The 25,120-nt window shown below is 62.6% G+C and carries 24 protein-coding genes and 1 tRNA gene; 10 read left to right on the top strand and 15 right to left on the bottom strand.

Annotated elements, in window-relative coordinates; translation table 11 throughout:
* Positions 1-2 precede the first annotated feature (2 nt).
* From FHS89_RS07130 to FHS89_RS07115, 4 genes are all read left to right on the top strand, one after another.
* Positions 3-206, top strand: a complete 204-nt coding sequence (locus tag FHS89_RS07130; protein WP_184010029.1) for a hypothetical protein — start codon at positions 3-5, stop codon at positions 204-206.
* Positions 207-314: 108 nt separating this feature from the next.
* A complete protein-coding gene (gene dapD, locus FHS89_RS07125) occupies positions 315-1,139 on the top strand; it encodes a 2,3,4,5-tetrahydropyridine-2,6-dicarboxylate N-succinyltransferase (RefSeq protein ID WP_184010027.1) in 825 nt (274 codons plus the stop codon).
* Between the two features lie 3 nt (positions 1,140-1,142).
* Complete coding sequence (locus FHS89_RS07120) at positions 1,143-1,478, top strand: hypothetical protein (protein ID WP_184010025.1); 336 nt, start codon at positions 1,143-1,145, stop codon at positions 1,476-1,478.
* Between the two features lie 118 nt (positions 1,479-1,596).
* Positions 1,597-2,640 (top strand): aldo/keto reductase, encoded by a 1,044-nt coding sequence (locus FHS89_RS07115; protein ID WP_184010023.1) that lies wholly within the window; start codon positions 1,597-1,599, stop codon positions 2,638-2,640.
* A 3-nt stretch (positions 2,641-2,643) separates the two neighbouring features.
* On the opposite strand, the gene FHS89_RS07110 is transcribed toward FHS89_RS07115, so the two are convergent.
* Positions 2,644-3,237: a cysteine hydrolase family protein gene (locus tag FHS89_RS07110; protein ID WP_184010021.1), complete on the bottom strand. Its 594-nt coding sequence runs from the start codon at positions 3,235-3,237 to the stop codon at positions 2,644-2,646.
* A 101-nt stretch (positions 3,238-3,338) separates the two neighbouring features.
* Here FHS89_RS07110 and dapE point away from each other — a divergent pair, with 101 nt between their 5' ends.
* Positions 3,339-4,484 (top strand): succinyl-diaminopimelate desuccinylase, encoded by a 1,146-nt coding sequence (gene dapE, locus FHS89_RS07105; RefSeq protein WP_184010019.1) that lies wholly within the window; start codon positions 3,339-3,341, stop codon positions 4,482-4,484.
* On the opposite strand, the gene FHS89_RS07100 is transcribed toward dapE, so the two are convergent.
* The 5 genes from FHS89_RS07100 to FHS89_RS07080 all read right to left on the bottom strand — a co-directional run bounded on the left by FHS89_RS07100 (position 4,469) and on the right by FHS89_RS07080 (position 11,886).
* On the bottom strand, positions 4,469-5,575 hold the full coding sequence (locus FHS89_RS07100) for a pyridoxal phosphate-dependent aminotransferase (RefSeq protein WP_184010017.1): 1,107 nt from the start codon (positions 5,573-5,575) through the stop codon (positions 4,469-4,471). The genes dapE and FHS89_RS07100 overlap by 16 nt on opposite strands.
* Positions 5,576-5,626: 51 nt before the next feature.
* Positions 5,627-8,527, bottom strand: coding sequence for a valine--tRNA ligase (locus tag FHS89_RS07095; RefSeq protein ID WP_184010015.1), 2,901 nt, complete (start codon positions 8,525-8,527; stop codon positions 5,627-5,629).
* Between the two features lie 74 nt (positions 8,528-8,601).
* A complete protein-coding gene (locus tag FHS89_RS07090; protein ID WP_184010013.1) occupies positions 8,602-9,732 on the bottom strand; it encodes a hypothetical protein in 1,131 nt (376 codons plus the stop codon).
* Between the two features lie 44 nt (positions 9,733-9,776).
* Positions 9,777-11,102 (bottom strand): TolC family outer membrane protein, encoded by a 1,326-nt coding sequence (locus FHS89_RS07085; RefSeq protein WP_184010011.1) that lies wholly within the window; start codon positions 11,100-11,102, stop codon positions 9,777-9,779.
* Positions 11,103-11,232: 130 nt separating this feature from the next.
* Positions 11,233-11,886, bottom strand: coding sequence for a protein-L-isoaspartate O-methyltransferase family protein (locus FHS89_RS07080; RefSeq protein ID WP_184010009.1), 654 nt, complete (start codon positions 11,884-11,886; stop codon positions 11,233-11,235).
* A gap of 174 nt (positions 11,887-12,060) precedes the next feature.
* Between FHS89_RS07080 and FHS89_RS07075 the strand changes: the two genes are divergently transcribed.
* Together FHS89_RS07075 and FHS89_RS16425 are read left to right on the top strand one after the other, a co-directional pair.
* Positions 12,061-12,134, top strand: a tRNA-Cys gene (locus FHS89_RS07075).
* A gap of 46 nt (positions 12,135-12,180) precedes the next feature.
* Positions 12,181-12,912 carry a fused DSP-PTPase phosphatase/NAD kinase-like protein gene (locus tag FHS89_RS16425; RefSeq protein WP_184010007.1) on the top strand — a complete coding sequence of 244 codons (732 nt, stop codon included), beginning with the start codon at positions 12,181-12,183 and terminating at the stop codon, positions 12,910-12,912.
* A 358-nt stretch (positions 12,913-13,270) separates the two neighbouring features.
* Here FHS89_RS16425 and cobT read toward each other — a convergent pair whose 3' ends face one another.
* Complete coding sequence (gene cobT / locus FHS89_RS07065; protein ID WP_184010005.1) at positions 13,271-14,284, bottom strand: nicotinate-nucleotide--dimethylbenzimidazole phosphoribosyltransferase; 1,014 nt, start codon at positions 14,282-14,284, stop codon at positions 13,271-13,273.
* A gap of 100 nt (positions 14,285-14,384) precedes the next feature.
* Here cobT and cobS point away from each other — a divergent pair, with 100 nt between their 5' ends.
* The gene (gene cobS, locus FHS89_RS07060; RefSeq protein ID WP_184010003.1) at positions 14,385-15,143 is read left to right on the top strand and encodes an adenosylcobinamide-GDP ribazoletransferase; all 759 of its coding nucleotides are present in this window, start codon (positions 14,385-14,387) and stop codon (positions 15,141-15,143) included.
* A 62-nt stretch (positions 15,144-15,205) separates the two neighbouring features.
* Here the strand turns inward: cobS and FHS89_RS07055 are convergent, their stop codons facing one another.
* The 5 genes from FHS89_RS07055 to FHS89_RS07035 form a co-directional block, all read right to left on the bottom strand.
* The gene (locus FHS89_RS07055; protein ID WP_184010001.1) at positions 15,206-15,715 is read right to left on the bottom strand and encodes a CarD family transcriptional regulator; all 510 of its coding nucleotides are present in this window, start codon (positions 15,713-15,715) and stop codon (positions 15,206-15,208) included.
* A gap of 320 nt (positions 15,716-16,035) precedes the next feature.
* Entirely contained in the window at positions 16,036-16,374 is a 339-nt protein-coding gene (gene fdxA, locus FHS89_RS07050) for a ferredoxin FdxA (protein ID WP_184009999.1), read from the bottom strand.
* Positions 16,375-16,474: 100 nt separating this feature from the next.
* Positions 16,475-16,849: an RNA-binding S4 domain-containing protein gene (locus FHS89_RS07045; RefSeq protein WP_184009997.1), complete on the bottom strand. Its 375-nt coding sequence runs from the start codon at positions 16,847-16,849 to the stop codon at positions 16,475-16,477.
* Positions 16,849-19,716 carry a helicase-related protein gene (locus FHS89_RS07040; protein WP_184009995.1) on the bottom strand — a complete coding sequence of 956 codons (2,868 nt, stop codon included), beginning with the start codon at positions 19,714-19,716 and terminating at the stop codon, positions 16,849-16,851. Before FHS89_RS07040 ends, FHS89_RS07045 begins: the two co-directional genes overlap by 1 nt.
* A 24-nt stretch (positions 19,717-19,740) precedes the next feature.
* Complete coding sequence (locus tag FHS89_RS07035; protein ID WP_184009993.1) at positions 19,741-20,292, bottom strand: tetratricopeptide repeat protein; 552 nt, start codon at positions 20,290-20,292, stop codon at positions 19,741-19,743.
* 71 nt (positions 20,293-20,363) lie between these two features.
* Between FHS89_RS07035 and FHS89_RS07030 the strand changes: the two genes are divergently transcribed.
* Positions 20,364-20,657 carry an SCP2 sterol-binding domain-containing protein gene (locus tag FHS89_RS07030; protein WP_184009991.1) on the top strand — a complete coding sequence of 98 codons (294 nt, stop codon included), beginning with the start codon at positions 20,364-20,366 and terminating at the stop codon, positions 20,655-20,657.
* Positions 20,654-21,586 carry an alpha/beta fold hydrolase gene (locus FHS89_RS07025; RefSeq protein ID WP_184009990.1) on the top strand — a complete coding sequence of 311 codons (933 nt, stop codon included), beginning with the start codon at positions 20,654-20,656 and terminating at the stop codon, positions 21,584-21,586. Before FHS89_RS07030 ends, FHS89_RS07025 begins: the two co-directional genes overlap by 4 nt.
* Here FHS89_RS07025 and hisN read toward each other — a convergent pair.
* From hisN to typA, 3 genes are all read right to left on the bottom strand, one after another.
* Entirely contained in the window at positions 21,583-22,380 is a 798-nt protein-coding gene (gene hisN, locus FHS89_RS07020) for a histidinol-phosphatase (RefSeq protein ID WP_184009988.1), read from the bottom strand. The two genes, FHS89_RS07025 and hisN, sit on opposite strands and share 4 nt — an antisense overlap.
* A gap of 124 nt (positions 22,381-22,504) precedes the next feature.
* Entirely contained in the window at positions 22,505-22,888 is a 384-nt protein-coding gene (locus FHS89_RS07015; protein ID WP_184009986.1) for a helix-turn-helix domain-containing protein, read from the bottom strand.
* 249 nt (positions 22,889-23,137) lie between these two features.
* Positions 23,138-24,955 (bottom strand): translational GTPase TypA, encoded by a 1,818-nt coding sequence (gene typA / locus FHS89_RS07010; RefSeq protein WP_184009984.1) that lies wholly within the window; start codon positions 24,953-24,955, stop codon positions 23,138-23,140.
* Between the last annotated feature and the right edge of the window lie 165 nt (positions 24,956-25,120).

Here is a 25,120-nt window from a genome sequence, read left to right as displayed (position 1 = left end):
CCATGCGCCAAATCGCGACGATCCTGACGATCCTTAGTATCCTGAGCGCGTGTGCCGCGACACCCGCCGATCAGGCCAATGGTGCGCCGCGCAACACCGATACCGACACTACCATTCTGGCGCTTGGTGGTATCCTGATCCTCACCCTGATCGCGGCAGACATCGCAACCGATGGGGTCTGCGAAGGCTTGGCGACAAGTTGCTGATCAGAACCCTTGGCGGGCACGCATTGCGCATGACGCCCCACCGCGCTATTTGAGCGTCCAACGCTGAATGCCACTGGCCCTGCGGGCCTCTTGTCAAGGGATCACACCATGTCTAACGCCGCACTGGAATCCGCAATCGAAGCCGCATGGGACGCGCGCGACACGATCAGCTTTGACACCAAAGGCGAGGTGCGCGACGCGGTGGAGACAACGCTTGACGCGCTCGACAAAGGCACCCTGCGCGTGGCGGAGCCGCAGGATGGCAACTGGCATGTGAACCAATGGGCAAAGAAAGCGGTGCTTTTGTCCTTCCGCCTCAACGATATGGGCGTGATCCCCGGCGGCCCCGGCAATTCGGGCTGGTGGGACAAGGTGCCGTCCAAATTCGATGGCTGGGCCGAGGCCGATTGGCGCAGCGCGGGCTTTCGCGCGGTGCCCAACGCGGTCGTGCGCCGCTCTGCCCATATCGGCAAGGGCGTTGTCCTGATGCCGTCTTTCGTCAACCTTGGCGCTTATGTGGACGAGGGCACGATGGTCGATACCTGGGCAACGGTCGGCTCCTGCGCGCAGATCGGCAAGAATGTGCACCTCTCGGGCGGCGTCGGGATCGGCGGCGTGTTGGAGCCGATGCAGGCTGGCCCCACGATCATTGAGGACAACTGCTTCATCGGGGCCCGCTCCGAAGTGGTCGAGGGCTGCATCGTGCGCGAAGGCGCGGTACTCGGCATGGGCGTGTATATCGGCAAATCGACCAAGATCGTGGATCGCGCCACCGGCGAGGTGATGTATGGCGAAGTGCCGCCCTACTCCGTTGTGGTCTCTGGCTCCATGCCCTCCTCCAACAGCGTGAACCTTTACTGCGCTGTCATCGTGAAGCGGGTGGATGAGAAAACCCGCTCCAAAACCTCGATCAACGACCTGCTGCGCGACTGATCCGTGGCCCGCGACAAGCCGAAAGACACCAGACCGCTCCAAGTCTACACACTCGTGGTGGAATTGGGGCGGCTTGACGGGGACGGGTTGCCTGACACGGCGTCGGGCGGCGGCATGATCCTCTATGCACCGGGCCGTGACGAGCCGGAGGCCGTGCGCGACGCGGTGCGTATTCTCAAGGATGCGGGCCTCAACCCGCTCGACGTCGAATCCCACGGCACTGCTGAAGAACAGCGCGCCGATGGCGTGGATCTGGGGCAAGAGGAGCTTGACCTCATGGACCGCGCCCGCGCGGAAAACTCTGTCGTCGTCGCTCAAAAAGAAGCCTATTACGACTAGGCATCCCACCCCGTTTCTTTTTTCCATAAATACCTCATCCGCACCCTCATCCCCTCACTGGCGGTTGAAGCGGCGCGCGCATGACATACCTCAGGGCCATTGACCAAAGGATGACCCGATGAAAATGAACCCGCTGGGCCGCACTGGCCTATCCGTTTCCGAAATCTGCCTCGGCTCGATGACCTGGGGCACCCAGAATGATGAGGCGGAGGGCCATGCGCAGATCGACCGCGCACTGGAGCGCGGCGTCAATTTCATCGACACCGCCGAGATGTATCCAACCACGCCCCCCTCGCGTGAGCGTCAAGGCCGAACGGAGGAGATCATTGGTTCTTGGTTCGCCAAAACCGGACGACGGGAGGATGTGATCCTCGCCACCAAAGTGATCGGCAAGGGCACTCAGATCGTGCGCGACGGCGGCCCGATCACCCCAGCCGTGATCCATACGGCGGTTGAGCAAAGCCTTCACCGCCTGCAAACCGACTATATCGACCTCTACCAACTGCATTGGCCCAATCGCGGCAGCTATCACTTCCGGCAAAGCTGGACATTTGATCCCAGCGGACAGGACACGGCAGCGACGCTCGCCGATCTGCGCGCCACGCTCGAAGGATTGGCGGAGGAGGTTGCCGCTGGCCGCATCCGCCATATCGGCGTGTCCAATGACAGCGCATGGGGCATCATGACCATGCTGCGCCTCGCGGATGAGTTTGGTCTGCCGCGCATTGCGTCGGTGCAGAACGAGTATAGCTTGACCTACCGGCCGTTTGACCTTGATCTCGCGGAAGTCGCACATAACGAGGATGTGGGGCTGTTAGCCTATTCGCCGCTCGCCGCAGGACTACTGACAGGGAAATATGCAGACGGTGTGCCGAAAGCCTCCCGGGCCGATGTAGGCTCCCCCAATCTTGGCGGGCGCATGACGGAGCGTGTCGGCCCGGCGGTCGCGGCCTACAATGAAGTCGCCCGCGCCCACGACACGACGCTCACGAAAATGGCAATCGCGTTCTGCCTTTCGCGACCTTTCATGACCTCGGCCATTATCGGGGCGACCTCTCTCGCGCAGCTTGATGAGGTGCTCGACGGGGCGGATCTGGAGTTCACGGACGCGATGAACGACGATATCACCGCCGTCTATCGCGCCCATCCGTGGCCCTACTAAGCGCTAGAGCGCCGCTGTATCCGCCACGATAAAGGCAAACCGATCCGACAGGGCGGCCAGCGTCGCCCTGTGCACGTCCCTCGCCGGCACGATCCCATGACCCAAAGGATTGGGCAGATCGCGTGTGGCACAGGCCCCCGCGACAATTGTGACAGGCCCGAGCCCAAGATCCAGTGCCGCGCGCGCCGTTGCACTGACGCACATATGGGTCATGAAACCCGCAAGGATGAGGTGCTGCACCCCCGCCCCGCGCAGCGTTTCCTCCAGATCGGTTCCGGCAAAGCTGTTGGGCAGGCGCTTGCGGATCACGGGTTCATCCGCGATGGGGGCAACCTCGGGCATGATCGCGCCGCGTCCTGAGGGGATATCAAATGGCCCGCCATTCGCGCCCTCGTGCTGGATATGGATCACCTGTCCTCCCATGGCACGCAGATGCGCGATCAGCCGCGCGCCCTCATTAAGCGCGGCCTCTACTCCCGGCAGGGTCAGCGCATGGGAGCGATACTCCTCCTGCGCATCGATCATCACCAAAGCGGTGGTTGGCCAATCGGGTGCCGGGCGCGCGGCCCCGGCCATATTTAGCAATGTGGTTGCCATTCCATGTCCTCCGGTTTTTAGTGCTCCCGACCGTAGCCCGGTTTTCCGCGGCACGCCCTGCTCATTTCGCAACCCGGCCTTGCGTCCTTCAAGGAGCCTTCATGCCCACCGATCCCGTCGCCCTGACCCAAGAGTTGATCCGCTGCCCCTCCGTCACGCCAGAGGAAGGGGGCGCGATCACGCTTCTGGCCGCGCGGCTGGAGGATGCGGGCTTCACTTGCACGCGGGTGGACCGGAACGGCATCGCAAACCTTTTCGCCCGCTGGGGCAACAACGGAAACGGGCCTGCATTCGGCTTTAATGGTCACACGGATGTGGTGCCGATCGGCAATCCGGCGGATTGGACCCATGATCCCTTCGGCGCGGTGATCGTGGGCGACACGCTCTATGGCAGGGGGGCGTGCGACATGAAATCGGGGGTCGCGGCCTTTGTCGCGGCGGCGATCGACTTTGTGGCCGAAACGCCCCCCGATGGCTCGATCGTGATCACCATCACCGGGGACGAAGAAGGCGACGGCGTCGACGGCACCGACGCGATCCTCGACTGGATGGAGGCCAATGGCGAGCGGATGGATGCCTGCCTCGTCGGGGAGCCGACCTGCCCCGATGTGATGGGCGACATGATCAAGATCGGGCGCCGTGGCTCCATGACCGCCTATATCACCGCAACAGGCCAGCAGGGCCACGCGGCCTACCCTCACCGGGCGCGCAATCCGCTGCCGGTGCTGGTGAAATTCCTCGACCGGATCGCCTCGCATCAATTGGACGACGGCACCGCGCATTTCGACGCCTCGACCCTCGCCATCGCGTCGATTGATGTTGGCAACCCTGCCAATAACGTGATCCCGGCGCAGGGCACGGCAATGGCCAATATCCGCTTCAACGATGCCCATACCAGCCAGATGCTGATCACTTGGCTGGAACAAACAGCACAGCAGGTGAGTGCTGGCACGGATGTTGAGATCGCGATGACCTACAAGGTGTCGGGGGAGAGTTTCATCACCCCGCCGGGCGCGTTGTCGGATCTGATCTCAATGGCGGTTGAGGCCGAAACCGGCCGCGTGCCGGAGATGTCGACCACGGGCGGCACATCGGACGCGCGCTTCGTCAAACGGCACTGCCCGGTGGTGGAGTGCGGCCTTGTCGGTCAATCCATGCATCAGGTGGATGAGCATGTGTCGGTCAGCGATATCCATACGCTCAAGGCGATCTATACCCGCGTGCTCAGGGGTTATTTCGCCGCCTGAGCCTCCGCCAGCGCCGCGCCGAACACCTCCTCCAGCACATCAAGCTGCGCTGGCCGCCCGGCGGAAATGCGGATGCAACGATCCTGCGGCGCGACAAAGGGCATCCGCACGAACACGCCGCGCTTGCCCAATGCGGCCACCATGGCCCGCGCCAGATCGCCGTCGCCGCCCATATCCACAGTGACAAAATTCGTCGCGGATGGCAGCGCGCGCAGCCCATGGGCGGCCGCAATCGCGCCGATCCGGTCCCGCGCGATGGCGACATCCCGCTTCACATGACCAAGCCATATCTGGTCCTGAAGGGCGGCAAGCGCGCCGATCTGGCTCGCCCGGTTCATCCCGAAATGATTGCGCACCTTGTCAAAGGCCCGCACGAAATCAGGATGCGCCAATCCATAACCGACCCGCGCCCCGGCCATGCCGTAGGCCTTGGAAAAGGTCCGCATACGAATGACGCGAGGATGGGTGAGCTCAAGCGGCAACAGATCATCGACGAAATCACCATAGGCTTCATCAAGGCACAGCACGGCCCCCTCAGGCAGGCCCGCGATCATTTCCGCGATCACATCCGGCCCATGCACCCCGCCCATGGGATTGTCGGGATTGGCGATGTAGATGAGCTTTGCATCCACGTCCCGCGCCTTCGCAACCAGGCTTTCGGGGTCTTCCATGTCATCGACATAGGGCACCGCATGGATCACCCCGCCAAAGCCCACCACATGATAATTGAACGTCGGATAGGCCCCGGCGGAGGTCACGACCGCGTCCCCCGGCCCGATCAGCAATCGCACGAGCAGACCCAACAGCCCGTCGATCCCTTCGCCCACGACAATATGCGCGGGCGTCACGTCCAGATGATCCGCCAACGCGGCCTTGAGGTCATGGCTCTCCGGGTCCGCATACATCCACTGGTCACCTGCAGCGGTGGCCATGGCGCGCACTGCGTCCGGTGATGGCCCGAAGACGCTTTCATTCGCCCCGAGCCGCACGCGAAAGCCCTGCCCCATCGCGCGCTCCTGCGCCTCTGGTCCCACAAATGGCACCGTCGCGGGCAGACTTTGCACAAGGTCGGTATATCTCGGATCGGCCATGTTTTTCACTTTCTTCAAATATACCCCGCCGGAGGCAGGCCCGGCACGGGCCTATTTCAGCGCCTCAACCCGCGCGAGCGCGAGCCGCAGTTTCGCAGCCTCATCCCCGGCGGTGACCAGCCGCTCACGCTGCTCGGCCACCACGTCCTCTGGCGCTTTGGCAAGGAATTTTTCGTTGGCGAGCTTTTTCTCCAACCCGCCGATTTCCTTTTCCACCTTGTCCAACGCTTTCGTCAGTCGTGCAGTTTCCGCGGCCACGTCCACCAACCCGGCAAGCGGCAGGCACGCCTCCGCTCCTTCGATAGGCAGGGTCACCGCCCCTTTTGGCGCGGCCTCCGCGAAGGTCACATCGACCACCCGCGCCAGCCGTTCAATCAGCGTGGCGTTGCGGGCAAAGCGCGCCTGCGCGGTCGCATCGGCCCCTACCATGACGAGCGGGACTTTCGCGCCGGGGTTCACGTTCATCTCCGCCCGGACGGACCGGATGCCTTCGATCAATGCTATGACCCATGCCATTTCCGCGTCGGCCTCCGCATCGGCAAGCTCCGCGCCATAGTCAGGCCAATCCCCATGCACCAGCATCTTCGACCGCTCGCCGAGATCGGCCCAAAGCTGTTCGGTGATAAACGGCATAATTGGGTGCAGCATCAAAAGGCACTGATCGAGCGCCCACGCCATCACGGCCTGCGTTTCCTCCCGCGCGTCGGACCCTTCGGCCAAAAGCGGCTTGGCAAATTCCACATACCAGTCGCAGAACACGCCCCAGACATGGGCGTAAAGCGCGCTTGCCGCGTCATTGAATCGGTAAGCGGCCAGCGCCGCATCAACCTGTTCGCGCAGTCGCGCGGTTTCCCCGATGATCCATTTGTTCACGGTTGCGGTCGCCTGCGGCACCTCCGTCGCGCCACCCGTGCAGCCATTCATCTCCGCAAATCGGGCGGCGTTCCACAGTTTCGTGCCGAAATTGCGATAGCCCTCCACCCGCTTTTCAGAGAGTTTCAGGTCACGCCCCATCGCCGCCATGGACGTGAGCGTGAACCGCACCGCATCCGCGCCATATTGGTCGATCAGGTCCAGCGGGTCGATCACGTTGCCGATGGATTTCGACATCTTCCGCCCCTTCTCATCCCGAACGAGCGCGTGGACATAGACGGTGTGGAACGGGATGTCGTTCACGGTTTCAAGCTGCATCATCATCATTCGGGCCACCCAGAAAAAGATGATGTCAAACCCGGTGATCAGAACGGAGGTCGGGAAATATTTGGCCAACTCATCCGTCTGCTCCGGCCAGCCCAGCGTGCCGATGGGCCAAAGCCCGGAGGAGAACCAAGTGTCGAGGACGTCGGGGTCGCGGGTCAGCTCTGCACCCCCCGCCATTTCGCGCGCCTCGTCCTCGGATGCGGCGCAATACTGGTTACCCTCCGCATCATACCAAACCGGCACCTGATGCCCCCACCACAATTGGCGGGAGATGCACCATGGTTCGATATTCTTCATCCAGTGGAAATAGACCTTCGCGTCCCGCTCCGGCAGGATCTGGGTGCGACCGGACTCCACCGCCTCAATCGCCGGTTTGGCCAGCGTTTCGGCATCCACGAACCATTGATCGGTCAGCATCGGCTCGATCACGACCTTGGAGCGGTCCCCGAAGGGCTGCATGATCTTTTTGTTCTCAACAAGCGGTTCGGAGGTGGTGATCTCCTCCCCCGTTTCCTTGTCGGTGCGTGTGACATCGTGCATCACGGCAAGGCCCTCGTCGGTGATATCCGCGACCACCTTTTTGCGCGCCTCGAACCGGTCGAGCCCGCGATACTCCTCAGGCACAAGGTTCATCGCAGCGATTTTCGCCTCGTCGAACCCTTCCTCACCATTGGCGATGGCCTGCGCCGTCGCGGCTTCCTCTGCGTAGGGCCGCCCATCGGCGCGCATCCGCCCTTTGGTGTCCATTAGGGAATACATCGGGATATTGCCGCGCTTGGCGACTTGGTAGTCGTTGAAATCATGCGCGCCCGTGATCTTCACCGCGCCGGAGCCGAAAGTCATATCCGGGTATTCGTCGGTGATGATCGGGATCAGGCGGCGATGCTCTTTCGGGCCGACGGGAATTTCGCAATACGTTGTACCGTTCTTCCAAAGGGGCCAATATCGTTCATCGTCTGCGTGGACAGCGACTGCGCCGTCGCCCAGCATCGTCTCAGGCCGGGTCGTCGCGATGGAGATATAATCCCGCGTCTCCCGCAGGGTGACATTCCCGTCCTCATCCTTTTCGACATATTCATAGGTGGCCCCCCCCGCGAGCGGGTATTTGAAGTGCCACATATGGCCGTCCACCTCGATATTCTCGACCTCAAGGTCGGAAATCGCGGTTTCGAAATGAGGGTCCCAGTTCACCAACCGCTTGCCGCGATAGATCAGCCCCTTGTTATAGAGATCGACGAAAACCTTGATCACCGCGTCATGGAAATTCGGCCCGCTGCCCTTGTCCGGGTCGCCCGCAGCGCCCCCCATGGTGAAGGCTTCGCGGTCCCAATCGCAGGACGCGCCAAGGCGTTTGAGCTGCCCGATGATCGTGCCGCGCGATGCGACCTTTTGCTGCCAGACGCGATCCAGAAACGCCTCGCGCCCCATCTCGGCACGGGTCGGCTCGCCCTTGGCGGCCATGTCACGCTCCGTCACCATCTGGGTGGCGATGCCCGCGTGATCGGTGCCCGGCTGCCACAGCGTGTCAAAGCCGCGCATCCGGTGCCAGCGCACCAGAATATCCTGCAACGTGTTGTTGAACGCGTGCCCCATATGGAGCGAGCCGGTCACGTTCGGGGGCGGGATCACAATGGAGAACGCATCCGCGCCGGGTTTCGCATTTGCCCCGGCAGCGAACGCCTTGTTCGCCTCCCATGCCGCGATGATCGCGGCCTCACTGGTGGTGGCGTCGAAATTCTTTTCCATGGTCATGGCATCTACCCGCGCGGTCAGGATGAATTGGTCTGACCGGGTGCATAGCCTGTGCCGCGCTCAAGGAAAAGGGGTCAGCCCCGTTTGAACGCGTTGGCCAGTTCCTCGCGGATCATCGCCCCGATATTGTTCGACAGGGTCTGGCCCAGATCGCCCTGCAATTCCTCCCGGATCACGTCGCGGATCATGGCGCGAAGGGTATCCTCGTCAATCTCAGGCGCGGCGGGAGCCGGGGCGGTAGGGACAGGCACCGCGTCGAGCGTGGGCTCGGGAGCGGGGGGCGGTGGCAAATCCTGCTGCGCCATGGCCGGAATGACGGCAGCAGGGGCCGCGTCCTCAACCAGTCGCAGCGCGGGATGCGCTTGTTCGTCAGGGGTGGTTTCCTCGTCCGCTGCGTCCTCAAGGATCAAGGGGTTCTCATCCTCCTCCGCCACGGTCGGCGGCGCGTCGTCCTCCGCGTCCGACAGGATAAGCGGTTCATCATCCTCCACCGGGTCGCCAAGGATCAATGGTTCCTCGTCAGGCGCAGCGTCCTCCTCGGTCAGCGTGAGCGGCGCGTCGTCCTCCACCGGGTCGCCAAGGATAAGCGGTTCTTCATCTTCCACCGGGTCGCCAAGGATCAGGGGCTCCTCCTCCTCCGCCACTGTCGGCGGCGCGTCGTTCTCCGCGTCCGACAGGATGAGCGGCTCCTCCTCCTCCGCATCCTCAAGGATCAGCGGATCGTCCTCCACCATGTCCTCAAGCACCAGGGGGCTGTCCTCCTCGGGCATGTCGAAATCCGCTGGCTCCGCGCTGTCCTCATCGGACAGGATCAGCGGATCATTGTCTTCCTCGGCAACCATGTCGGACAGGATGAGCGGTTCTTCTTCTTCCGCGGTGGTCAGGATCAGCGGCGCGTCGTCGGTTTCCTCGGGCGTATCGAGGTAGTCGGACAGATGCAGCGGCTCCTCCGGCTCGGGGTCGGCGGGCACCGGCGCATCGGCCACCGGGTCGGTGAGCAAAAGTGCTGCCTCATCGTCGGCAGGATCAAGCGTGCTTTCCCCACCCCCAAGGATCAGTGGCGCATCGTCCGGGTCGGAGGATGGCGTGGGCGCGGGGGGCGTGGCCTGCCCGCGCATTTCCCGCTCATGCTGACCCACCCGCGCGCGGATGGATGCCAGCACTTCGGCAAGGCTTTCCTCACCGTCTCTTTGATCGTCGCTCATGTCGTCCCCTCCCCCGTTGGCGGCAATTGGCCCCCGAGGACGGTTCAGTACCGCCCGAGGATCCGATCCAGCGCATCCCCTCGGCTTGAGCTGAAGGGGCCGCTTTGCACACGGTTGAAATTCTCAACCGGGTCATACTGCTCCACTTCAAGGCCAAGATGCTGCACCGTCAAGAGGCCCATGGCCGCAAGAAGCGAATAGACGGCAACATATTCGTCTCTTTCGGCAGAAACGAGGTTGGATTGGGCGTTCAGGAGTTCCTGCTCCCCGTCAAGCACCTCTAGCGTGGTGCGTGCACCAAGCCGTGCTTCCTCCCGCACGCCTTCAAACGCGACGCGGGCGGCGGTGATCTGCTGGCGGCTTGCCTCGATGGAGGATCGCGCGACGGTCAGGTTGGCCCAAGCGGACGCAACGTTCTGGCGAACCTGACGGCCCGCGTCCTGCAATTCCGCGTTGCGCTGATCCAGCGTGGCCTGCGCCTGCCGGATTTGGCTCGACAAAGCGCCCCCGCGATACAGCGGCAAGGAGGCCTGAAGGCCAACCGTGGCCGTATCGGTCTGGGTGTCCTGAGCGGTGCCGCTTGATGCGATCTGCGCCGTGGCGGTCAGCGTCGGGCGGGACGCTGCGCGGGCACGGTCCACATCTGCCTCGGCCACGCGGACAAGCTCTTGCGCGGCGACCACAGACGGATGGGTACGCAGGGCGACCCCTTCCGCATCGGCTAGGGTTGCGGGCAGCGCGGGCAGCGCGGGCGGCGGTGCCAGATCCTCAGGCGCTGATCCGATCGCTGCGATATACGCCTCCCGCGAGCGGGCCAACGCACCCTCATTCGCGACAAGGTTGGATTGTGCGGCAGCAAGGCGCGCGCGTGCCTGCGCCACATCGGTGCGGGTCACTTCGCCCACTTCGAACCGGTCCCGCGCGGCCTGCAATTGGCTGGTGATCACGCGCACGTTGTTTTGCGCCAGTGACACGAATTGCGTGTCGCGCCGCACATCGCCATAAGCGGTGACAGCGGCCAACAGAACGGTCTGTTCCGTGCCGACAAGGGCCGCGCGCGCGCGATCCACATTCGCCAGTGCACCCGCGACGGCAGCCGCGGTGCTGCCCCCGTCGATCAACGGAAGCGAGCCATCAATGGAAAGTGTGCTGGTATCGGTCGCCCGGCCATCGAACCGATCCGCCGAAGTCAGCCCGGCCCGCGCGGATGCGGTCACCGTCGGGCGCTTTCCCGCGCGCGCCTGTGCGACATTCTCATCCGCCGCACGCAGCGCCGAACGCGACACCGACAGGGAAGGGTGGTATTCATAGGCCCCGATCAGCGCCTGCTCCAGCGTTTGCGCCGAGGCCATGGTTGCTGAAAAAGACATACACCCCAGACCAGCCAAAAAGGCTGCCGTGAGCTTGACCGACACGCGCATTGCGAAACTCCTGCTTCTTTTGTTGCAGCCTACATTAAGCCGCGCCCCAGCCGAAACAAGACTGTTTCGTTCAGTTTGGTCAGAAAACGAAGGTTGGAGCCTTTGAAAAGCCCGGCAAAACCGGCGCTGTTGCATCAAAGATACGCCGCCAGCTGACACCGCGCGCACCTTTCACGCCCAGAACGGCATAGCATAGCGCGCCCTCAGCCTTGAGCATCACGATACGCCCATCGGGGCGCAATTGATCCACGATCGCCTGCGGCAATTCCTCGACAGCACCCTGAACGACCATTGCGTCATAAGGACCATGGGCCGCGGCGCCTTCGGCCAGCGGGCCGGTTTCGATGACGGCATTGTCGGCACCTGCCGCACTCAGCGCGGTGGTGGCAGCGGTGGCGAGGCTCTCAACCTCTTCCAGCCCGATCACCGCTTGCGCCATATGCGCGATCACGGCGGTGGAGTAGCCATAGCCCGCCCCGATATCGAGCACGAGTTCATTGCCGCTCAGCGCCAGTGCATCGAGCATCTTTGCAAATGTGCGCGGGGCAAGGATTGACCGGTCCGCCGATAGGGAAATGTCCTCTCCCGCGTAGGCGACGCTGCGCATATCGGAAGGCACGAATTCCTCACGCGGGACACTCAGCATCGCGGAGATGATGGGATAGCGGGTCACATCCGACGGTCTGACCTGACAATCCACCATCGCGGTGCGGGCTGCGGCAAAATCGGACATCATGCTGACTCCATCTCAAGAAAGGATCGTGTGCGGCGCTCTCGAACCGCTCCGCGTTTTTCTGTCACTGCCACAGATGATGGCATCGCGCAACCGATCCCGGTGCCGCAGGCCAACAAGATGCACTTTGCGCTGGACGCGCCCGATTGGCTGTTATACCTCCCCTGTCAGCGGGGCGACGTGGCGGAGTGGTTACGCAGCGGATTGCAAATCCGTGTACACCGGTTCGATTCCGGTCGTCGCCTCCAGCTTCCCCGGACAGGATGAAAGACCCGCACCGCGAAGGGCCACCCCGTGACCGATGATGACGTAACCAACCCCGATTGGCGCCAACGCCAGCTTGACGACATGGACGCAAAATGGCGTCCCATGCTGGCCACACCCGAGGGTCGGCGCGCGGTGGAGCGGGACATGACATGGTCCGATCACGGCTTTATCCGCAACTGGTATCCCAACCGGCACCAGATCGCGCCACAGGCATGGCGCTCCGCGCAACCCAATCCCGAACAGATCAAGTGGTTCGCCGATCAGGGCGGCAAGACAGTGATTTCGCTGCGCGGCGGCATGTCCTTTGGCTCCCTCCCGCTGGAGGTCGAAGCCTGTGACGCGCATGGCCTGACCTTCATCATCTACCGGCTCTATTCGCGGGATCTGCCCCCCCGCGACGAACTTTTGGGCTTTATCGACCTGATCAAGAGTGTCGAGACGCCGGTGCTGTATCACTGCAAGTCCGGCGCGGATCGTGCGGGGCTGGCGGCGGCGCTGCATATGCATTTTGTGGAAGGCCAAGAGGTGGAGGCGGCGCGCGCGCAACTCTCCTTCAAATACCTCCATCTGCGGCACGCAAAAACGGGCGTGCTCGATGCGTTTTTCGACGCCTATCTGACGGCGCGTGGGGACAGTGACCTTGACCTGCGCACATGGATTGAGACCGCCTATGACCCCCAAGCGATCAAGGCGGAGTTCCTGTCATCGCGGAAGCTCGGCCTTGCTTGGCTTGTGGATAAGGTGCTGCGGCGCGAATAATTCCTTTTAGAGGGGGGCCGCGCCTGACGGCGCGGCGGTGCCTCCGGCGGGGTATATTTGAAGAAAGTGAATTGGACTTGGTGTGACAATAGCAGCCCTCGCGATTCGGCCGTGGGTCAAGGTCCGAGGAACGAGCGGCCTTGACGCGCGGGCGAATCGTAGCCCCACAATTGAGGGGGTGATTTGAGGAACACACCTGTTCCTCAAACACCTCAGCGCAATCTTAAACCGGCGCGCAGCGCCGGCCCGGCCCGGCGCTTCATTCCATTCCGCGCGTTCGGGCGCAAACGCTGCCCCGCAGCGTTTGTCTCTCGCCCTCACCCCAAAGGGAGGCGCAGCCGACGTGCGGGAGCGCCTTTTAACCGTCGCTCACGCCCGCTTCGGCAAAAGTCGCCATCCCCGAATGGCACGCAACCGCCGCCTTGAGAATGTGGATCGCGACAGCAGCACCCGATCCTTCGCCCAAGCGCAGGCCAAGGGACAGGAGCGGCGATTTCTCCATCGCGTCGAGCATCGCCCCATGTGCCCCCTCTTCCGACAGATGCCCCGCGACACAATGGTCAAGCGCCGCCGGATCGCATTTATGGAGGACCAGCGCTGCCGCAGAGCAGATGAACCCATCCAGGATCACCGGGATGCCCTCCGCCCGCGCCCGTGCGATCGCGCCCGCCATCGCGGCGATTTCGCGCCCGCCAAAGCTGCACAACACATCCATCGGCGCGCGCCATGGGTTCTTGGCCAGCCCAGCGTCGATCACCTCGGCCTTGCGGCGCAGGCCCGCATCATCGACGCCCGTGCCGCGCCCGGCCCAATCCGCCCCCGTTCCTCCAAGGAGCGCGGCCGCAATCGCGGCGGCGGAGGTGGTGTTGCCAATGCCCATCTCCCCCACCACGAGCAGATCGGCTGACGGATCAACCGCCCCCCAGCCCGTGGCCAGAGCCGCGACACAGGCACCGCCATCCATCGCGGGCCCTTGTGTGAAATCCTGCGTCGGGCTGTCCAGATCAAGCGCATGAACGCTCATCTCCGCCCCAGCGAGACGCGAGAGTTGATTGATCGCCGCACCACCAGCCTCAAAATTCGCGACCATCTGCACCGTGACCTCCGCTGGGAAGGCCGAGACGCCCTGCGCGGTCACGCCATGATTGCCCGCAAACACGATCACCTGTGGCCGCTCGACGCGTGGGCGCGGCGTGCCGCGCCAGCTTGCATACCAGATCGCCAGATCCTCCAAGCGGCCCAAAGCGCCCGGCGGTTTTGTCAGCATGCCGTTGCGTTCCGACGCGGCCTCTGCGGCGCTGTGGTTCGCGGCAGGCAAGGTCGCGAGCATCGCGGCGAATTCTTCGGGGCTGTGGAACGGGGCGTCGGTCATGGCGGGCCTTTCGTCTGGCATGTCTTTCGTGGCACAGGGATACTCTGACCGACACAGGATGCCACCCTGTTTTCGACCCTATGAGGAAGGAAATCACCCCATGCCCCACGCCACGCGATTTGAGCTGCATGATATCTGGGTCGCGTTCTCCCTGCTGACGCGGTTGCCGGTGCCGGTTGACCATGCGCGGGCCGGGCAGCGGGGGGCTTTGAGCAGTTGGGCCTGGCCCTGTGTCGGGGCGATTTTGGGGGCGCTCGCTGGCGCGGTGGCCATGGTGCTGAGCCATGCGGGCCTGCCCGCGGGTGTGGCGGCTGCCGCGGCACTGGCGGTCCTCGCACTTCTGACCGGGGCGCTGCATGAGGACGGGTTGGCCGATTGCGCCGATGGGCTGGGCGGCGGGCGGGACAAGGCGCATAGCCTCGACATCATGAAGGACAGCCGCATCGGGGCCTTTGGCGCGGTGGCACTGATCGTCATGCTCCTTGCCCGGTGGAGCGGGATTGCCGCGATCCCGGCAGAGCAGGTCATCGCCGGGCTGGCCGTCGCCGGGGCCGGGTCGCGCAGCGTGATGGCGCTCGCCATGCGGCTGCCCAATGCGCGGGAGGGGGGCTTGAGCGCCAGCACCGGACGACCGGGCGGCGCGGCCCTGCTGACAAGCGGCGCGTTGTCGCTGGGGCTGGCAGTCCTGTGTTTCGGGGTGACGGGGTTTGGGATCTTGGCCGGGGGATTATTGGCGGTGCCCTTTCTGGCTTATGCGCGGCATAAGCTCGGCGGTCAGACCGGCGATGTGTTGGGGGCCACGCAGATCCTGTCGGAGCTTGGCATGGTGCTGATGCTATTGGCGCTGATGGCAGCTTGAAGCAAAAACACCCCCGGTCCAGCGCGGACCGAGGGTGTTTTTCGTGTTGAATGCGCTTTGGATCAGGCCGCGCGGCTGACGAGAACCTCATCCACACGGGCGGCGGCGGCGCCCTCATCCACGCCATTGACGGCGGCCAGTTCGCGGGTCAACCGCTCAAGGGCTGCTTCATACAACTGACGCTCGGAATAGCTTTGCTCGCGCTGATCGTCGCCACGGTGCAGGTCGCGCACGACCTCCGCAATCGCGATCAGATCGCCAGAGTTGATCTTTTGCTCGTATTCCTGAGCGCGACGGGACCACATGGCCTTTTTCACACGCGCGCGGCCCTTCAGGGTTTCGAGCGCTTTGTCCATGATGTCGGGCGATGCGAGCGACCGCATGCCGACGCTGTTTGCCTTATTGGTCGGGACGCGCAGGGTCATCTTGTCCTTCTCGAAGGAGATGACGAAAAGCTCCAGCGTCATGCCCGCCACTTCCTGCTCCTCAATCCGCAGGATTTGCCCAACGCCATGCGCCGGGTACACGATGTAATCGTTGGGACGGAATTCACTGGATTTCGACTTGGCCATGTTATGCCTTTCCTCTCTCACAAAAAACGCCGGTCAAAAACCCACCCCGGCGATTGCGAAAACCGCCCGACAAGGCTCAAAACCAGCGATAACCAGCATTCGAGGGGCACGCCAAACCAGATGCGGCTGCGCCAGCCTAAGAATGTATGACCGTTATATAACAAATTTTGGGGGCATATTCAAATGAACCCCGCCAGAATCGGATGCAGGGCCTGAAAACAAGGCCCCTTCACAACCTAAGGATGCATTTTCACCAGAAACCTGCGGAAAATGGGATAAGCATTTGGCATCGCAGGAGGTTTGTGCACCGAATCGGTCGCTCAATCACCCTCGCCGGGCTTCTCCGAAAAATGCGTCTCCAGCTTGTTCGGCACGCCGTCGAGTTTTTCCGCGTCGGGCAACTGATCGCGTTTGGTCACGATATTGGGCCACGCTTCGGAATATTTGCGATTGAACTCCACCCATTTTTCCATGTCCGGCTCCGTATCCGGGCGGATCGCGTCGGCGGGGCATTCCGGCTCACAGACGCCACAGTCAATGCACTCATCGGGCTGGATGACGAGCATGTTCTCGCCCTCATAGAAACAATCCACCGGGCAAACTTCGACGCAATCGGTGTATTTGCAGGCGATGCAGTTATCAATCACGACATAGGTCATCTGGGCAGTCCTGTTTCGGCACTATATCTGTCAACTTAGGTTTACGGACGCATGGCCGCAAGCCCTTAGCCGGGGCTTCTATGCCCCTGTGCCTTGAGGATCAAGTGACAGGATTGCGCAGGGCATCCATTTCGCGCCGATCCTTTTTGGTCGGGCGGCCGCCGACACGATCAGCTTCGGGCTCTTGCGCGCGGTCCTTGGGTGTGACGGGTGCCAGATCGGTGTAGAGCGCCTGCGCCTCGGGCGCTGGTCCGCGCCGCTCCCCAAGCGCCTCGACCTGAACCAATCGGACATCCCGATTTTGCGGAAAAGTCACGGTATCCCCGATGCGGACAAGCACGGACGCCTTGGTCACCCGCGTCTCACCAATCCGAATGCCCCCGGCCACGACCTTCGCGGCCAGGCTGCGGGTTTTGAAAAACCGCGCATGCCATAGCCATTTGTCGATCCGCAGGCCGGGGCGCGGGTCTGCCATCAGTCCTTGTTCTTGAGCGCCATCAGCGCTGCGAACGGATTGTCGGGATCAATCGCCTTTTCCTTGCGGGGCGGTTTGGCGGAATGCACCTTTGGCCCCTCCGGTTTGCGTCCGCCGGGTTTGCCGCCCTTGCCGCGCGGCTTGCCCTTGCCTTGCGGGCGACCGCCGCCGGGCTTTTCGCTGCGCTCCGGGCGGCGGCCCTGCGGGTCGGGGCGGCGGCGGGGCGCGCGGGTGAAGGTGTAGAACACTTCCATCTCCGGTGCGGCCTCTTCGCCCGCAGGCGCGGCAGCGGCGACATCAAGCGTGCTGTCGCCCTCCTCCGTCGTCACTTCGGCAGGGGCAGTCGCGTCGGTGGCCTCAATGGGTGTGGTGTCGGCCCCGGCCTCCGCCAAGGGGGCGTCCATCTGGCCCTCTTGCGGTGCGGTGACAGGATCATCCTCCACCGGGGCGGCGGGCGTTTCGGCCACAACCGGGACGGCCTTCACCTTGACCCGCTCCCCCTTTTCGGCGGCATAGCCAAGGCCGGTCATCAGATCAGCGAATTGTTCCAGCGTCAGGCCGGTGATCGACAGCATGTCGGCAGTCGCCTCGAACCCGCCGCGCGCATCGAGATTGCGCAGCATATCCGCGAGCCGCTCGACCATATCGACCCGGATCGCCCGCGTCGCGGCAAGCCGGTAGCCCGCCTTGGGATAATAGCCCTCCGGCACCCCAACCTGCGCCGGGATCGTCACCAGCCCCGGCGGCGGGCTTTCGGGAAATTCCCCAAAGCCTTCAAACAGCGACCACAGCACGAGCCGCATCCGCGTGGGCGCGGGCTTGAGCATCAACGGCATGAACACCGTGAACTGGCCAAAGCGCACACCATGCTTGCGCAGCAATCCGCGCGCGTCCTGATCGAGGGATTTGACGTCCTGCGCGATCTCCGCCCGGGGTACAACGCCGAGGTTTTCGACCAGTCGGAACGCCACACCGCGCGCGAGGCCTGACATGGTTTCATCGTCGCGCATCGCGATCAGCGGCTCATAAAGTGCGGCGATCTTGCGCTCCAGCCAGATGGTGAGCTTGCGCTTGACCCGCTCGGCCACATCCGCGCCCGCCTCGTCATCGACAAAAACCGCCACTTCGGGCGACAGGATATCGGCCCCCTTGACCATCTTGCCCACTGCAAGGTCGCCCCACATCAGGCCCCCCTGCTCGGTGATGTCGAGTTCCTTGTCCGGTGCGTTATAGAGCCGGTCGGCGGCAAGCTGATATTGCGGCGCGAGGGCGGCCAGCGCGGCAGAGCGCAGCGTTTTTGCCTCCTCGCCCGTCGCACTTGGATCCAGCTTGAACCGGAACCCGTCCAGACGCCCGACGAATTGACCTTCGACGCTCACGTCACCATCAGCAGTAATTTCAGCCACGAGGCTCTCCTTCTCTTTCAACCGGCGCATCAGCACGGATGTGCGCCGGTCGACGAATCGTTGTGTCAGCGCGTGGTGTAGCGCGTCTGACAGGCGGTCTTCTACCGCACGGGTTTCAGCCCGCCAATGCTCGGCATCGGCGACCCACTCTTTACGCTGGGCAACATACGTCCAAGTGCGGATAAAAGCGAGACGTCGCGACAGCGCATCTATGTCGCCCAAGGGGCGGTCGATCCGCTTGATATGTTTGGCCAGCCACGCATCGGGCAACGTGCCGCCATTGTGCAGATGGTCATGCATCGCGGACAAAAGGCTGGCGTGCTCTTGCGGGGCGACTTTGCGGAAATCGGGGATCTGGCACACGTCCCATAACAGGCGCACGTCGCGGGCATTGTTGATCTTGTCCTGAATGTCCGGCATCGCCCAAAGCGCGCGCAAGGACAGCACGTCATCGGCCTCCCGTGCGCGCATCAGATCGGCGTCTTGCGGCAATTCCTCAAGAGAGGCGAGCAGCGCCTCGACCGATCCGTAATTGAGCGCGGAATTGCGCCAATGCAGCTTTTTGATCGGGGAGAAGCGGTGGTTTTCGATGGCGTCGACCACCTCCGGCTCGAACGGCTCTGCTTCTGCCGTCACGCCGAACGTGCCGTCATTCGTGTGCCGCCCAGCCCGCCCGGCGATCTGTGCCAACTCGTTGGGCATCAGATGGCGGAATTTGCGCCCGTCGAATTTGCTCGTTCCGGCAAAGGCCACATGGTTCACATCAAGGTTAAGGCCCATGCCGATGGCGTCAGTGGCGACGAGGTAGTCAACCTCTCCGTTCTGATACATCTCCACCTGCGCGTTGCGGGTCCGCGGGCTGAGCGCGCCCATCACCACGGCAGCCCCCCCTTTGACCCGGCGCAGCCATTCGGCAATCGCGTACACATTCTCCACGCTGAAGCCGACGATGGCCGCGCGCGGTGGCAGGCGGGCGATTTTCTTGGAGCCCGCATAGGTGAGGGTCGAGTACCGCTCCCGCCGGATGAAGGACGCCTCCGGCACCAGATGGGCGATCCGCGCGCGCATCGTCTCTGCCCCCAAAAACAGCGTCTCCGTCAGGCCGCGCGCGTTCAGCAGACGGTCGGTGAACACATATCCCCGGTCCGGATCCGCGCAGAGCTGGATTTCATCGACGGCCACGAATTCCGTTCCCAGATCCAGCGGCATCGCCTCCACTGTGCAGATCCAATAGCACGCGCGGGGCGGCACGATCCGCTCCTCCCCCGTGATCAGCGCGACGACGGACGGCCCGCGCAGCTTGACCACCTTGTCATACACCTCCCGCGCCAAGAGCCGCAGCGGAAAGCCGATCACGCCATTCCGGTGACCCAGCATCCGCTCAATCGCGAAATGGGTCTTGCCCGTGTTGGTCGGACCAAGCACGGCCGTCACGGTACGGTTGCGGGCAGAACTGGCCATACGCGGCCCCTTGTCATTGAAGTGTTAGAGGGCCTGCCCGATACCAGACACACGCAGGCGGTCAATCGCGTTATTCACCCGTTCCTGATGCGGATTGAGGCTGCGTGAGGCAAGATAGGCGGAATAGGCCGCCTGATCGTATCCCAATTCCTCATAGATTAGGCCCAGCCCGGCAAGCGCGCCGAAATGCTGCGGATTGAGGGCCAGCGCGCGCTCGATATCTGCAATCGACAGGCCCAGATCGCCATTGAGGTAATAGGCGGTCGCGCGCGCGTTCCAGCCTTCGGCAAAATCGGGGGCATGGTCTGTGAGGGCGGTCAGATGCTCAATGGCAAGGATGTAATCCTCATCCTGAATGGCCTCTGTCCCCCGCTCCAGCAAGAGGTCCATCGCCTCCGACCCGGAATTGGACCATAACCGCCCGATCCTGTTGACCAATCGGATCGGATCGGTCGTCTCTGGATCGGCCAATTGGGCATAGAGCTGCTCCAGCTCGGACGGCTCATGGCCTTCCGCAAGGGCAGGTTGGAATAACGCTACGGCACAGGCCGCAAGGATGATTGTCACCGGTCTCATGATGCCTAAAGTAACGCGCATATCAGGAAATGCGAGGGGCAGCTTCGCATCATAACAGGGGAGTGACCCAAATGAGCGCAGTCATCGACGCAGCCGTCGCCGCACTGAAGGAAAAATTCGGCGCAGACGGGATTGAGGACGGTTCCGTGAAGTTCCAGATCGAAGGCGAAGGCGCTGTTCGCGTCGATGCCTCTGGCGTCTCGGCGGACGATTCGGACGCGGATGTGACCCTCATGGCCGATGCCGACACGTTTCAGGAAATGATGAGCGGCGATCTGAACCCGACTTCCGCGTTCATGACCGGCAAGCTCAAGATCGACGGCGACATGGGTCTTGCCATGAAACTGGCGACTGTTCTGGGGTGAGCACCGCTCCCCTTCATACCGAGATTGCCGCCCTCCCTGCCGGGGGGGAGGCGCAATATGTCACGGCGCGTGACGGCACGCGGCTGCGCATTGCGATATGGCAGGGAACGCGGGGCACCGTTCTGCTCCTGCCCGGTCGCACCGAGTATATCGAGAAATATGATCGCGTGATCACGCGGCTCGTGGCGCTTGGCTATGCGGTTGCCTGTATCGATTGGCGCGGACAGGGGCTGTCTGATCGCAAGGTGGCGGACAATCTGGGCTATGTCAGGCGGTATTCTGAATTTCAGCAGGATATGGCGGCACTGCTTGGGGCCGTGCAGGGCTTTCCACGACCTTTGCATCTGATCGCGCACAGTATGGGCGGGGCGATTGGCCTGCGGGCACTTGCCGATGGGGCGCTGCGGGATGCGGGCGTCTCGCGCGCGGTGTTCTGCGCTCCGATGTGGGGGCTGAACCTGCCGGTAGAGAAACGGATTTTCGGCCCCTTTGTCGCGCGGTTCCTTGAGGCATTCGGGCGCGGGCAGACAATCGCCCCCGGCGGCCGGGCGAGCGATTTTCTGCGCAACACAACGCTTGAGACCAACAAACTGACTACAGATCGGGAGCGGTTCGACTGGATGCGCGGCCATCTTGACAGCCATCCGCAACTGACCCTTGGCGCGCCGACCGTTTCGTGGGTTGCGGCCAGTTTTGACGAGATGAACGCCCTGATGGATGTGGGCATGCCGACCACCGAAACGCTGGTGTTCCTTGGCACGGAGGAGCGGGTTGTCTCCGAAGGGGCGATCATGACCCAAGTGGAACGCCTGCCCAACAGCACCTTGGTCAAGGTGCCGGGCGCACGGCACGAAATCCTGCAAGAACGCAGCCAGTGTTTTGAACCGGTCTGGGACCGGATCACCGCATTCCTGACCGCTGACGCCTAGCTGTTGAGCAGGTCCATCGCGGCCTGATGCAGCGCCTTGTTTCCGGCAGCAAGAATGCGCCCGCCCTGATGCGCCGGGCCACCATCCCATGTGGTGACAATCCCGCCTGCGGCCTCGATCACCGCTTGTGGCCCTTGAATGTCATAAGCATTCAGCCCGGCTTCGATCACCAGATCGACTTGCCCGGTTGCGATCAGCGCATAGGCATAGCAATCCAGCCCATAGCGGGTGAGTTGCACCTGATCACGGACCCGCTCAAACGCCGCGCGCTCCGCCGCCTGACCGACCTCCGGGAAGGTTGTGAGCAGCTTTGCCCCGGACAGGGCGGTCGTTGCCCTATTGGTCTGCAAGGATGTCGTGATACCATGATGGGTGAGGGTCGCGCCATTCGGCCCGCCGAAAAACCGCTCCCCCGTATGGGGCTGATCGACGATGCCGAGGATCGGGCCGCTGCCATCGTCCAAGCCGATCAGGCAGCCCCATGTCGGCGCACCGCAGATGAAGGCGCGGGTGCCATCAATCGGATCAAGCACCCAAGTCAGCCCGCTTGTCCCGTCCTGACGACCGTATTCTTCCCCGTAAATGCCATCTTGCGGGCGGCGGATGGCCAGTACGTCACGCATCGCGGCCTCCGCTGCGCGATCCGCGATGGTGACAGGATCAAAGCCCTGCGCATCCTTGTTTTCAGGCGTCAGTTTGGTGCGGAAATAGGGCTGGATCGCGGCACCCGCGGCATCGGCCAGCGCGTGGGCGACCTCCGTCAACTCCGCCATGTCATGTTGAGCCTGTGCCATGAAAAAACTCCCGAACCGTGTGCAACGGTTCGGGAGTTTCACAGATTGCGGGATCGGTCAACGGAGGGAGTTGCCCGCCCCGCATCCCCGCATCCCTGTCACAAGACGCGGGGTCAGTCCCAAATCAGGCCGCGTCGCTCAGCACGCGCGCCAGATCAAACAGGCGGCGGCGCTGCTCTTCGGGGATGGCGTAGTAGGAGCGCACAAGCTCTTGTGCTTCGCGATCCACCATCAGGTCACCCTGCGGCTTCTCCACCTGGAATTCGCTCATTGCGGCCTCTGCCACATCCCCATCGAGACCTTCGAAGAAAAAGGCGATGGTCACGTCCAGCGCGCTTGCGATATCCCAAAGGCGGGATGCGCTGACGCGGTTCATGCCGGTCTCGTATTTCTGAATCTGTTGAAACTTGATCCCCACGGCATCACCCAGCTGTTGCTGAGTCATCCCAATCATCCAACGGCGATGGCGAATACGCTTGCCCACGTGCACGTCAACTGGATGTTTCATTGTCTGTCCTCCAAAATGTTTCGGATACCCCCGATACCGAGACACATGCAGGCAGCGTGCCAAGTTTAGAAAATTTTAAAATTAATTTTTGATTAAGGCATTGATCCACGGAAAACCTGAGGAAATCGACGGCCGCCTTTCACTCTTTGACAAGTTTAAGGCTGCACCCGTCACAATCCGCCATATTCACAAATTCAACTCATTGGTGTTTTGCATTTTGCAATTGCAAAATGCAAAACAACCCATGGTTTATTCCATTTTGCGAGACTCACGCTTGCGCTCATGCGGATCAAGGAAGCGTTTGCGCAGCCGGATCGCACCCGGAGTGACCTCCACAAGCTCATCATCGTTAATGTAAGCGATTGCTTCTTCCAGCGACATGCGCTGCGGTGTGGTCAAAACAACCGCTTCATCCTTGCCCGACGCGCGGACATTGGACAGCTTTTTCCCCTTAAGCGGGTTAACTTCCAGATCGTTGTCGCGGCTGTGCTCACCGAGGATCATCCCCTGGTAGACGGCCTCACCCGATCCGATGAAGAATTTGCCCCGATCCTCAAGGTTGAAGATCGCATATGCGACGGATTGTCCTGTCTCCATGGAAATCAGCACGCCACGCCGCCGACCGGGGATCGGACCCTTATGCGGGGTCCAGCCGTGGAACACGCGGTTCAGAACGCCAGTGCCGCGCGTATCGGTCAGAAACTCACCGTGATAGCCGATGAGGCCTCGGCTCGGCACATGGGCAACGATGCGGGTTTTGCCACCCTGCCCGGTGCGCATATCCACAAGCTCGCCTTTGCGGGCGTTGAGCTTTTCGACCACCACACCGGAATAGGCTTCATCCACGTCGATGGTTGCCTCTTCCACAGGCTCCATCCGCAGGCCGTCCTCGTCTTTCATCAACACGCGCGGGCGGGAGATCGACAATTCGAACCCTTCGCGGCGCATATTCTCGATGAGGACACCCATCTGCAATTCGCCGCGCCCGGCGACTTCAAAACTGTCGCCCTGCGCGCTGTCGCTCACTTTGATCGCGACGTTCGACTCGGCTTCCTGCATCAGGCGCGCGCGGATGACGCGGCTTTGCACCTTGTCGCCATCGCGCCCGGCAAGCGGGCTGTCATTGATCCCGAAGGTGACGGAGATGGTGGGCGGGTCAATCGGGCGCGCCGGGATCGGCTCCGACACTGCCGTGTCACAAAGCGTATCGGCCACTGTCGATTTGGTCATGCCCGCGATCGCCACAATGTCGCCCGCGGCGGCCTCTTCGATCGGCTGGCGGGATAGGCCGCGGAACGCGAGGATTTTGGTCACGCGGAAGCGTTCGATCTCTTTCCCGTCACGGCTCAGCCCCTTGATCGTGCGGCCTGTGGTCAGGGTTCCCTCTTCGATCCGGCCGGTCAGGATGCGGCCCAGATACGGGTCGGATTCAAGCGTGGTCGCCAGCATCTTGAACGGCTGATCCGCCTGCGCAACCTGCTTTGGCGGCTCCACATGCTTGACGACCTGCGCGAACATGGCCTGCAAATCCTTACGCGGACCGTCCAGCACATCATCGGCCCAGCCATCGCGGCCAGAGGCGTAGAGCACCGGAAAATCGAGCTGCTCTTCATTCGCGTCCAACTGCACGAACAAATCAAACACCTCATCAAGGGCGCGATCCGGCTCCGCATCCGGCTTATCGACCTTGTTGAGCACCACGATGGGTTTCAGGCCCAGCGCCAATGCCTTGGATGTCACGAATTTAGTTTGGGGCATCGGGCCTTCCGCCGCATCGACGAGCAGAACCACGCCATCGACCATGGACAGGATCCGCTCCACTTCGCCGCCGAAATCGGCGTGGCCGGGGGTGTCCACGATGTTGATCCGAATGCCCTGCCATTCAACGGAGGTACATTTGGCAAGGATCGTGATCCCGCGCTCCCGCTCCAGATCGTTGCTGTCCATGGCCCGCTCGGCCACCTGCTGATTGGCCCGATGAGAGCCCGATTGCGCGAGCAATTGATCCACGAGCGTCGTCTTGCCGTGGTCAACATGGGCGATGATAGCGATGTTACGAAGGTCCATCCGAATGCGTCCTTGAAAGAGGTTTGCCGCCCCATAACGCGGATTGTGCGGTTTGACCATGGTGCAATGCGAAACGGGCCGCTGCGTCGCCCGTTTTTGCGTCCGCGACAGCGGAATGCCGTTTTTTGGCACCACGCCCCCAGATCAGGGGATAGGCTGAGCGGG

It is taken from the genome of Rubricella aquisinus, assembly GCF_014199445.1.
Lineage (GTDB): Bacteria > Pseudomonadota > Alphaproteobacteria > Rhodobacterales > Rhodobacteraceae > Rubricella > Rubricella aquisinus.
Note: the sequence above shows the minus strand (reverse complement) of the source record. Positions and strands in the feature narration are given on the sequence as shown.

Coding starts and splice junctions, on each gene's coding strand:
- FHS89_RS07130 (WP_184010029.1), top strand. CDS start 3: ATGCGCCAAATCGCGACGATCCTGACGATCCTTAGTATCCTGAGCGCG.
- dapD (WP_184010027.1), top strand. CDS start 315: ATGTCTAACGCCGCACTGGAATCCGCAATCGAAGCCGCATGGGACGCG.
- FHS89_RS07115 (WP_184010023.1), top strand. CDS start 1,597: ATGAAAATGAACCCGCTGGGCCGCACTGGCCTATCCGTTTCCGAAATC.
- FHS89_RS07110 (WP_184010021.1), bottom strand. CDS start 3,237: ATGGCAACCACATTGCTAAATATGGCCGGGGCCGCGCGCCCGGCACCC.
- dapE (WP_184010019.1), top strand. CDS start 3,339: ATGCCCACCGATCCCGTCGCCCTGACCCAAGAGTTGATCCGCTGCCCC.
- FHS89_RS07100 (WP_184010017.1), bottom strand. CDS start 5,575: ATGGCCGATCCGAGATATACCGACCTTGTGCAAAGTCTGCCCGCGACG.
- FHS89_RS07095 (WP_184010015.1), bottom strand. CDS start 8,527: ATGACCATGGAAAAGAATTTCGACGCCACCACCAGTGAGGCCGCGATC.
- FHS89_RS07090 (WP_184010013.1), bottom strand. CDS start 9,732: ATGAGCGACGATCAAAGAGACGGTGAGGAAAGCCTTGCCGAAGTGCTG.
- FHS89_RS07085 (WP_184010011.1), bottom strand. CDS start 11,102: ATGTCTTTTTCAGCAACCATGGCCTCGGCGCAAACGCTGGAGCAGGCG.
- FHS89_RS07080 (WP_184010009.1), bottom strand. CDS start 11,886: ATGTCCGATTTTGCCGCAGCCCGCACCGCGATGGTGGATTGTCAGGTC.
- cobT (WP_184010005.1), bottom strand. CDS start 14,284: ATGACCGACGCCCCGTTCCACAGCCCCGAAGAATTCGCCGCGATGCTC.
- cobS (WP_184010003.1), top strand. CDS start 14,385: ATGCCCCACGCCACGCGATTTGAGCTGCATGATATCTGGGTCGCGTTC.
- FHS89_RS07055 (WP_184010001.1), bottom strand. CDS start 15,715: ATGGCCAAGTCGAAATCCAGTGAATTCCGTCCCAACGATTACATCGTG.
- fdxA (WP_184009999.1), bottom strand. CDS start 16,374: ATGACCTATGTCGTGATTGATAACTGCATCGCCTGCAAATACACCGAT.
- FHS89_RS07045 (WP_184009997.1), bottom strand. CDS start 16,849: ATGGCAGACCCGCGCCCCGGCCTGCGGATCGACAAATGGCTATGGCAT.
- FHS89_RS07040 (WP_184009995.1), bottom strand. CDS start 19,716: ATGGCCAGTTCTGCCCGCAACCGTACCGTGACGGCCGTGCTTGGTCCG.
- FHS89_RS07035 (WP_184009993.1), bottom strand. CDS start 20,292: ATGAGACCGGTGACAATCATCCTTGCGGCCTGTGCCGTAGCGTTATTC.
- FHS89_RS07030 (WP_184009991.1), top strand. CDS start 20,364: ATGAGCGCAGTCATCGACGCAGCCGTCGCCGCACTGAAGGAAAAATTC.
- hisN (WP_184009988.1), bottom strand. CDS start 22,380: ATGGCACAGGCTCAACATGACATGGCGGAGTTGACGGAGGTCGCCCAC.
- FHS89_RS07015 (WP_184009986.1), bottom strand. CDS start 22,888: ATGAAACATCCAGTTGACGTGCACGTGGGCAAGCGTATTCGCCATCGC.
- typA (WP_184009984.1), bottom strand. CDS start 24,955: ATGGACCTTCGTAACATCGCTATCATCGCCCATGTTGACCACGGCAAG.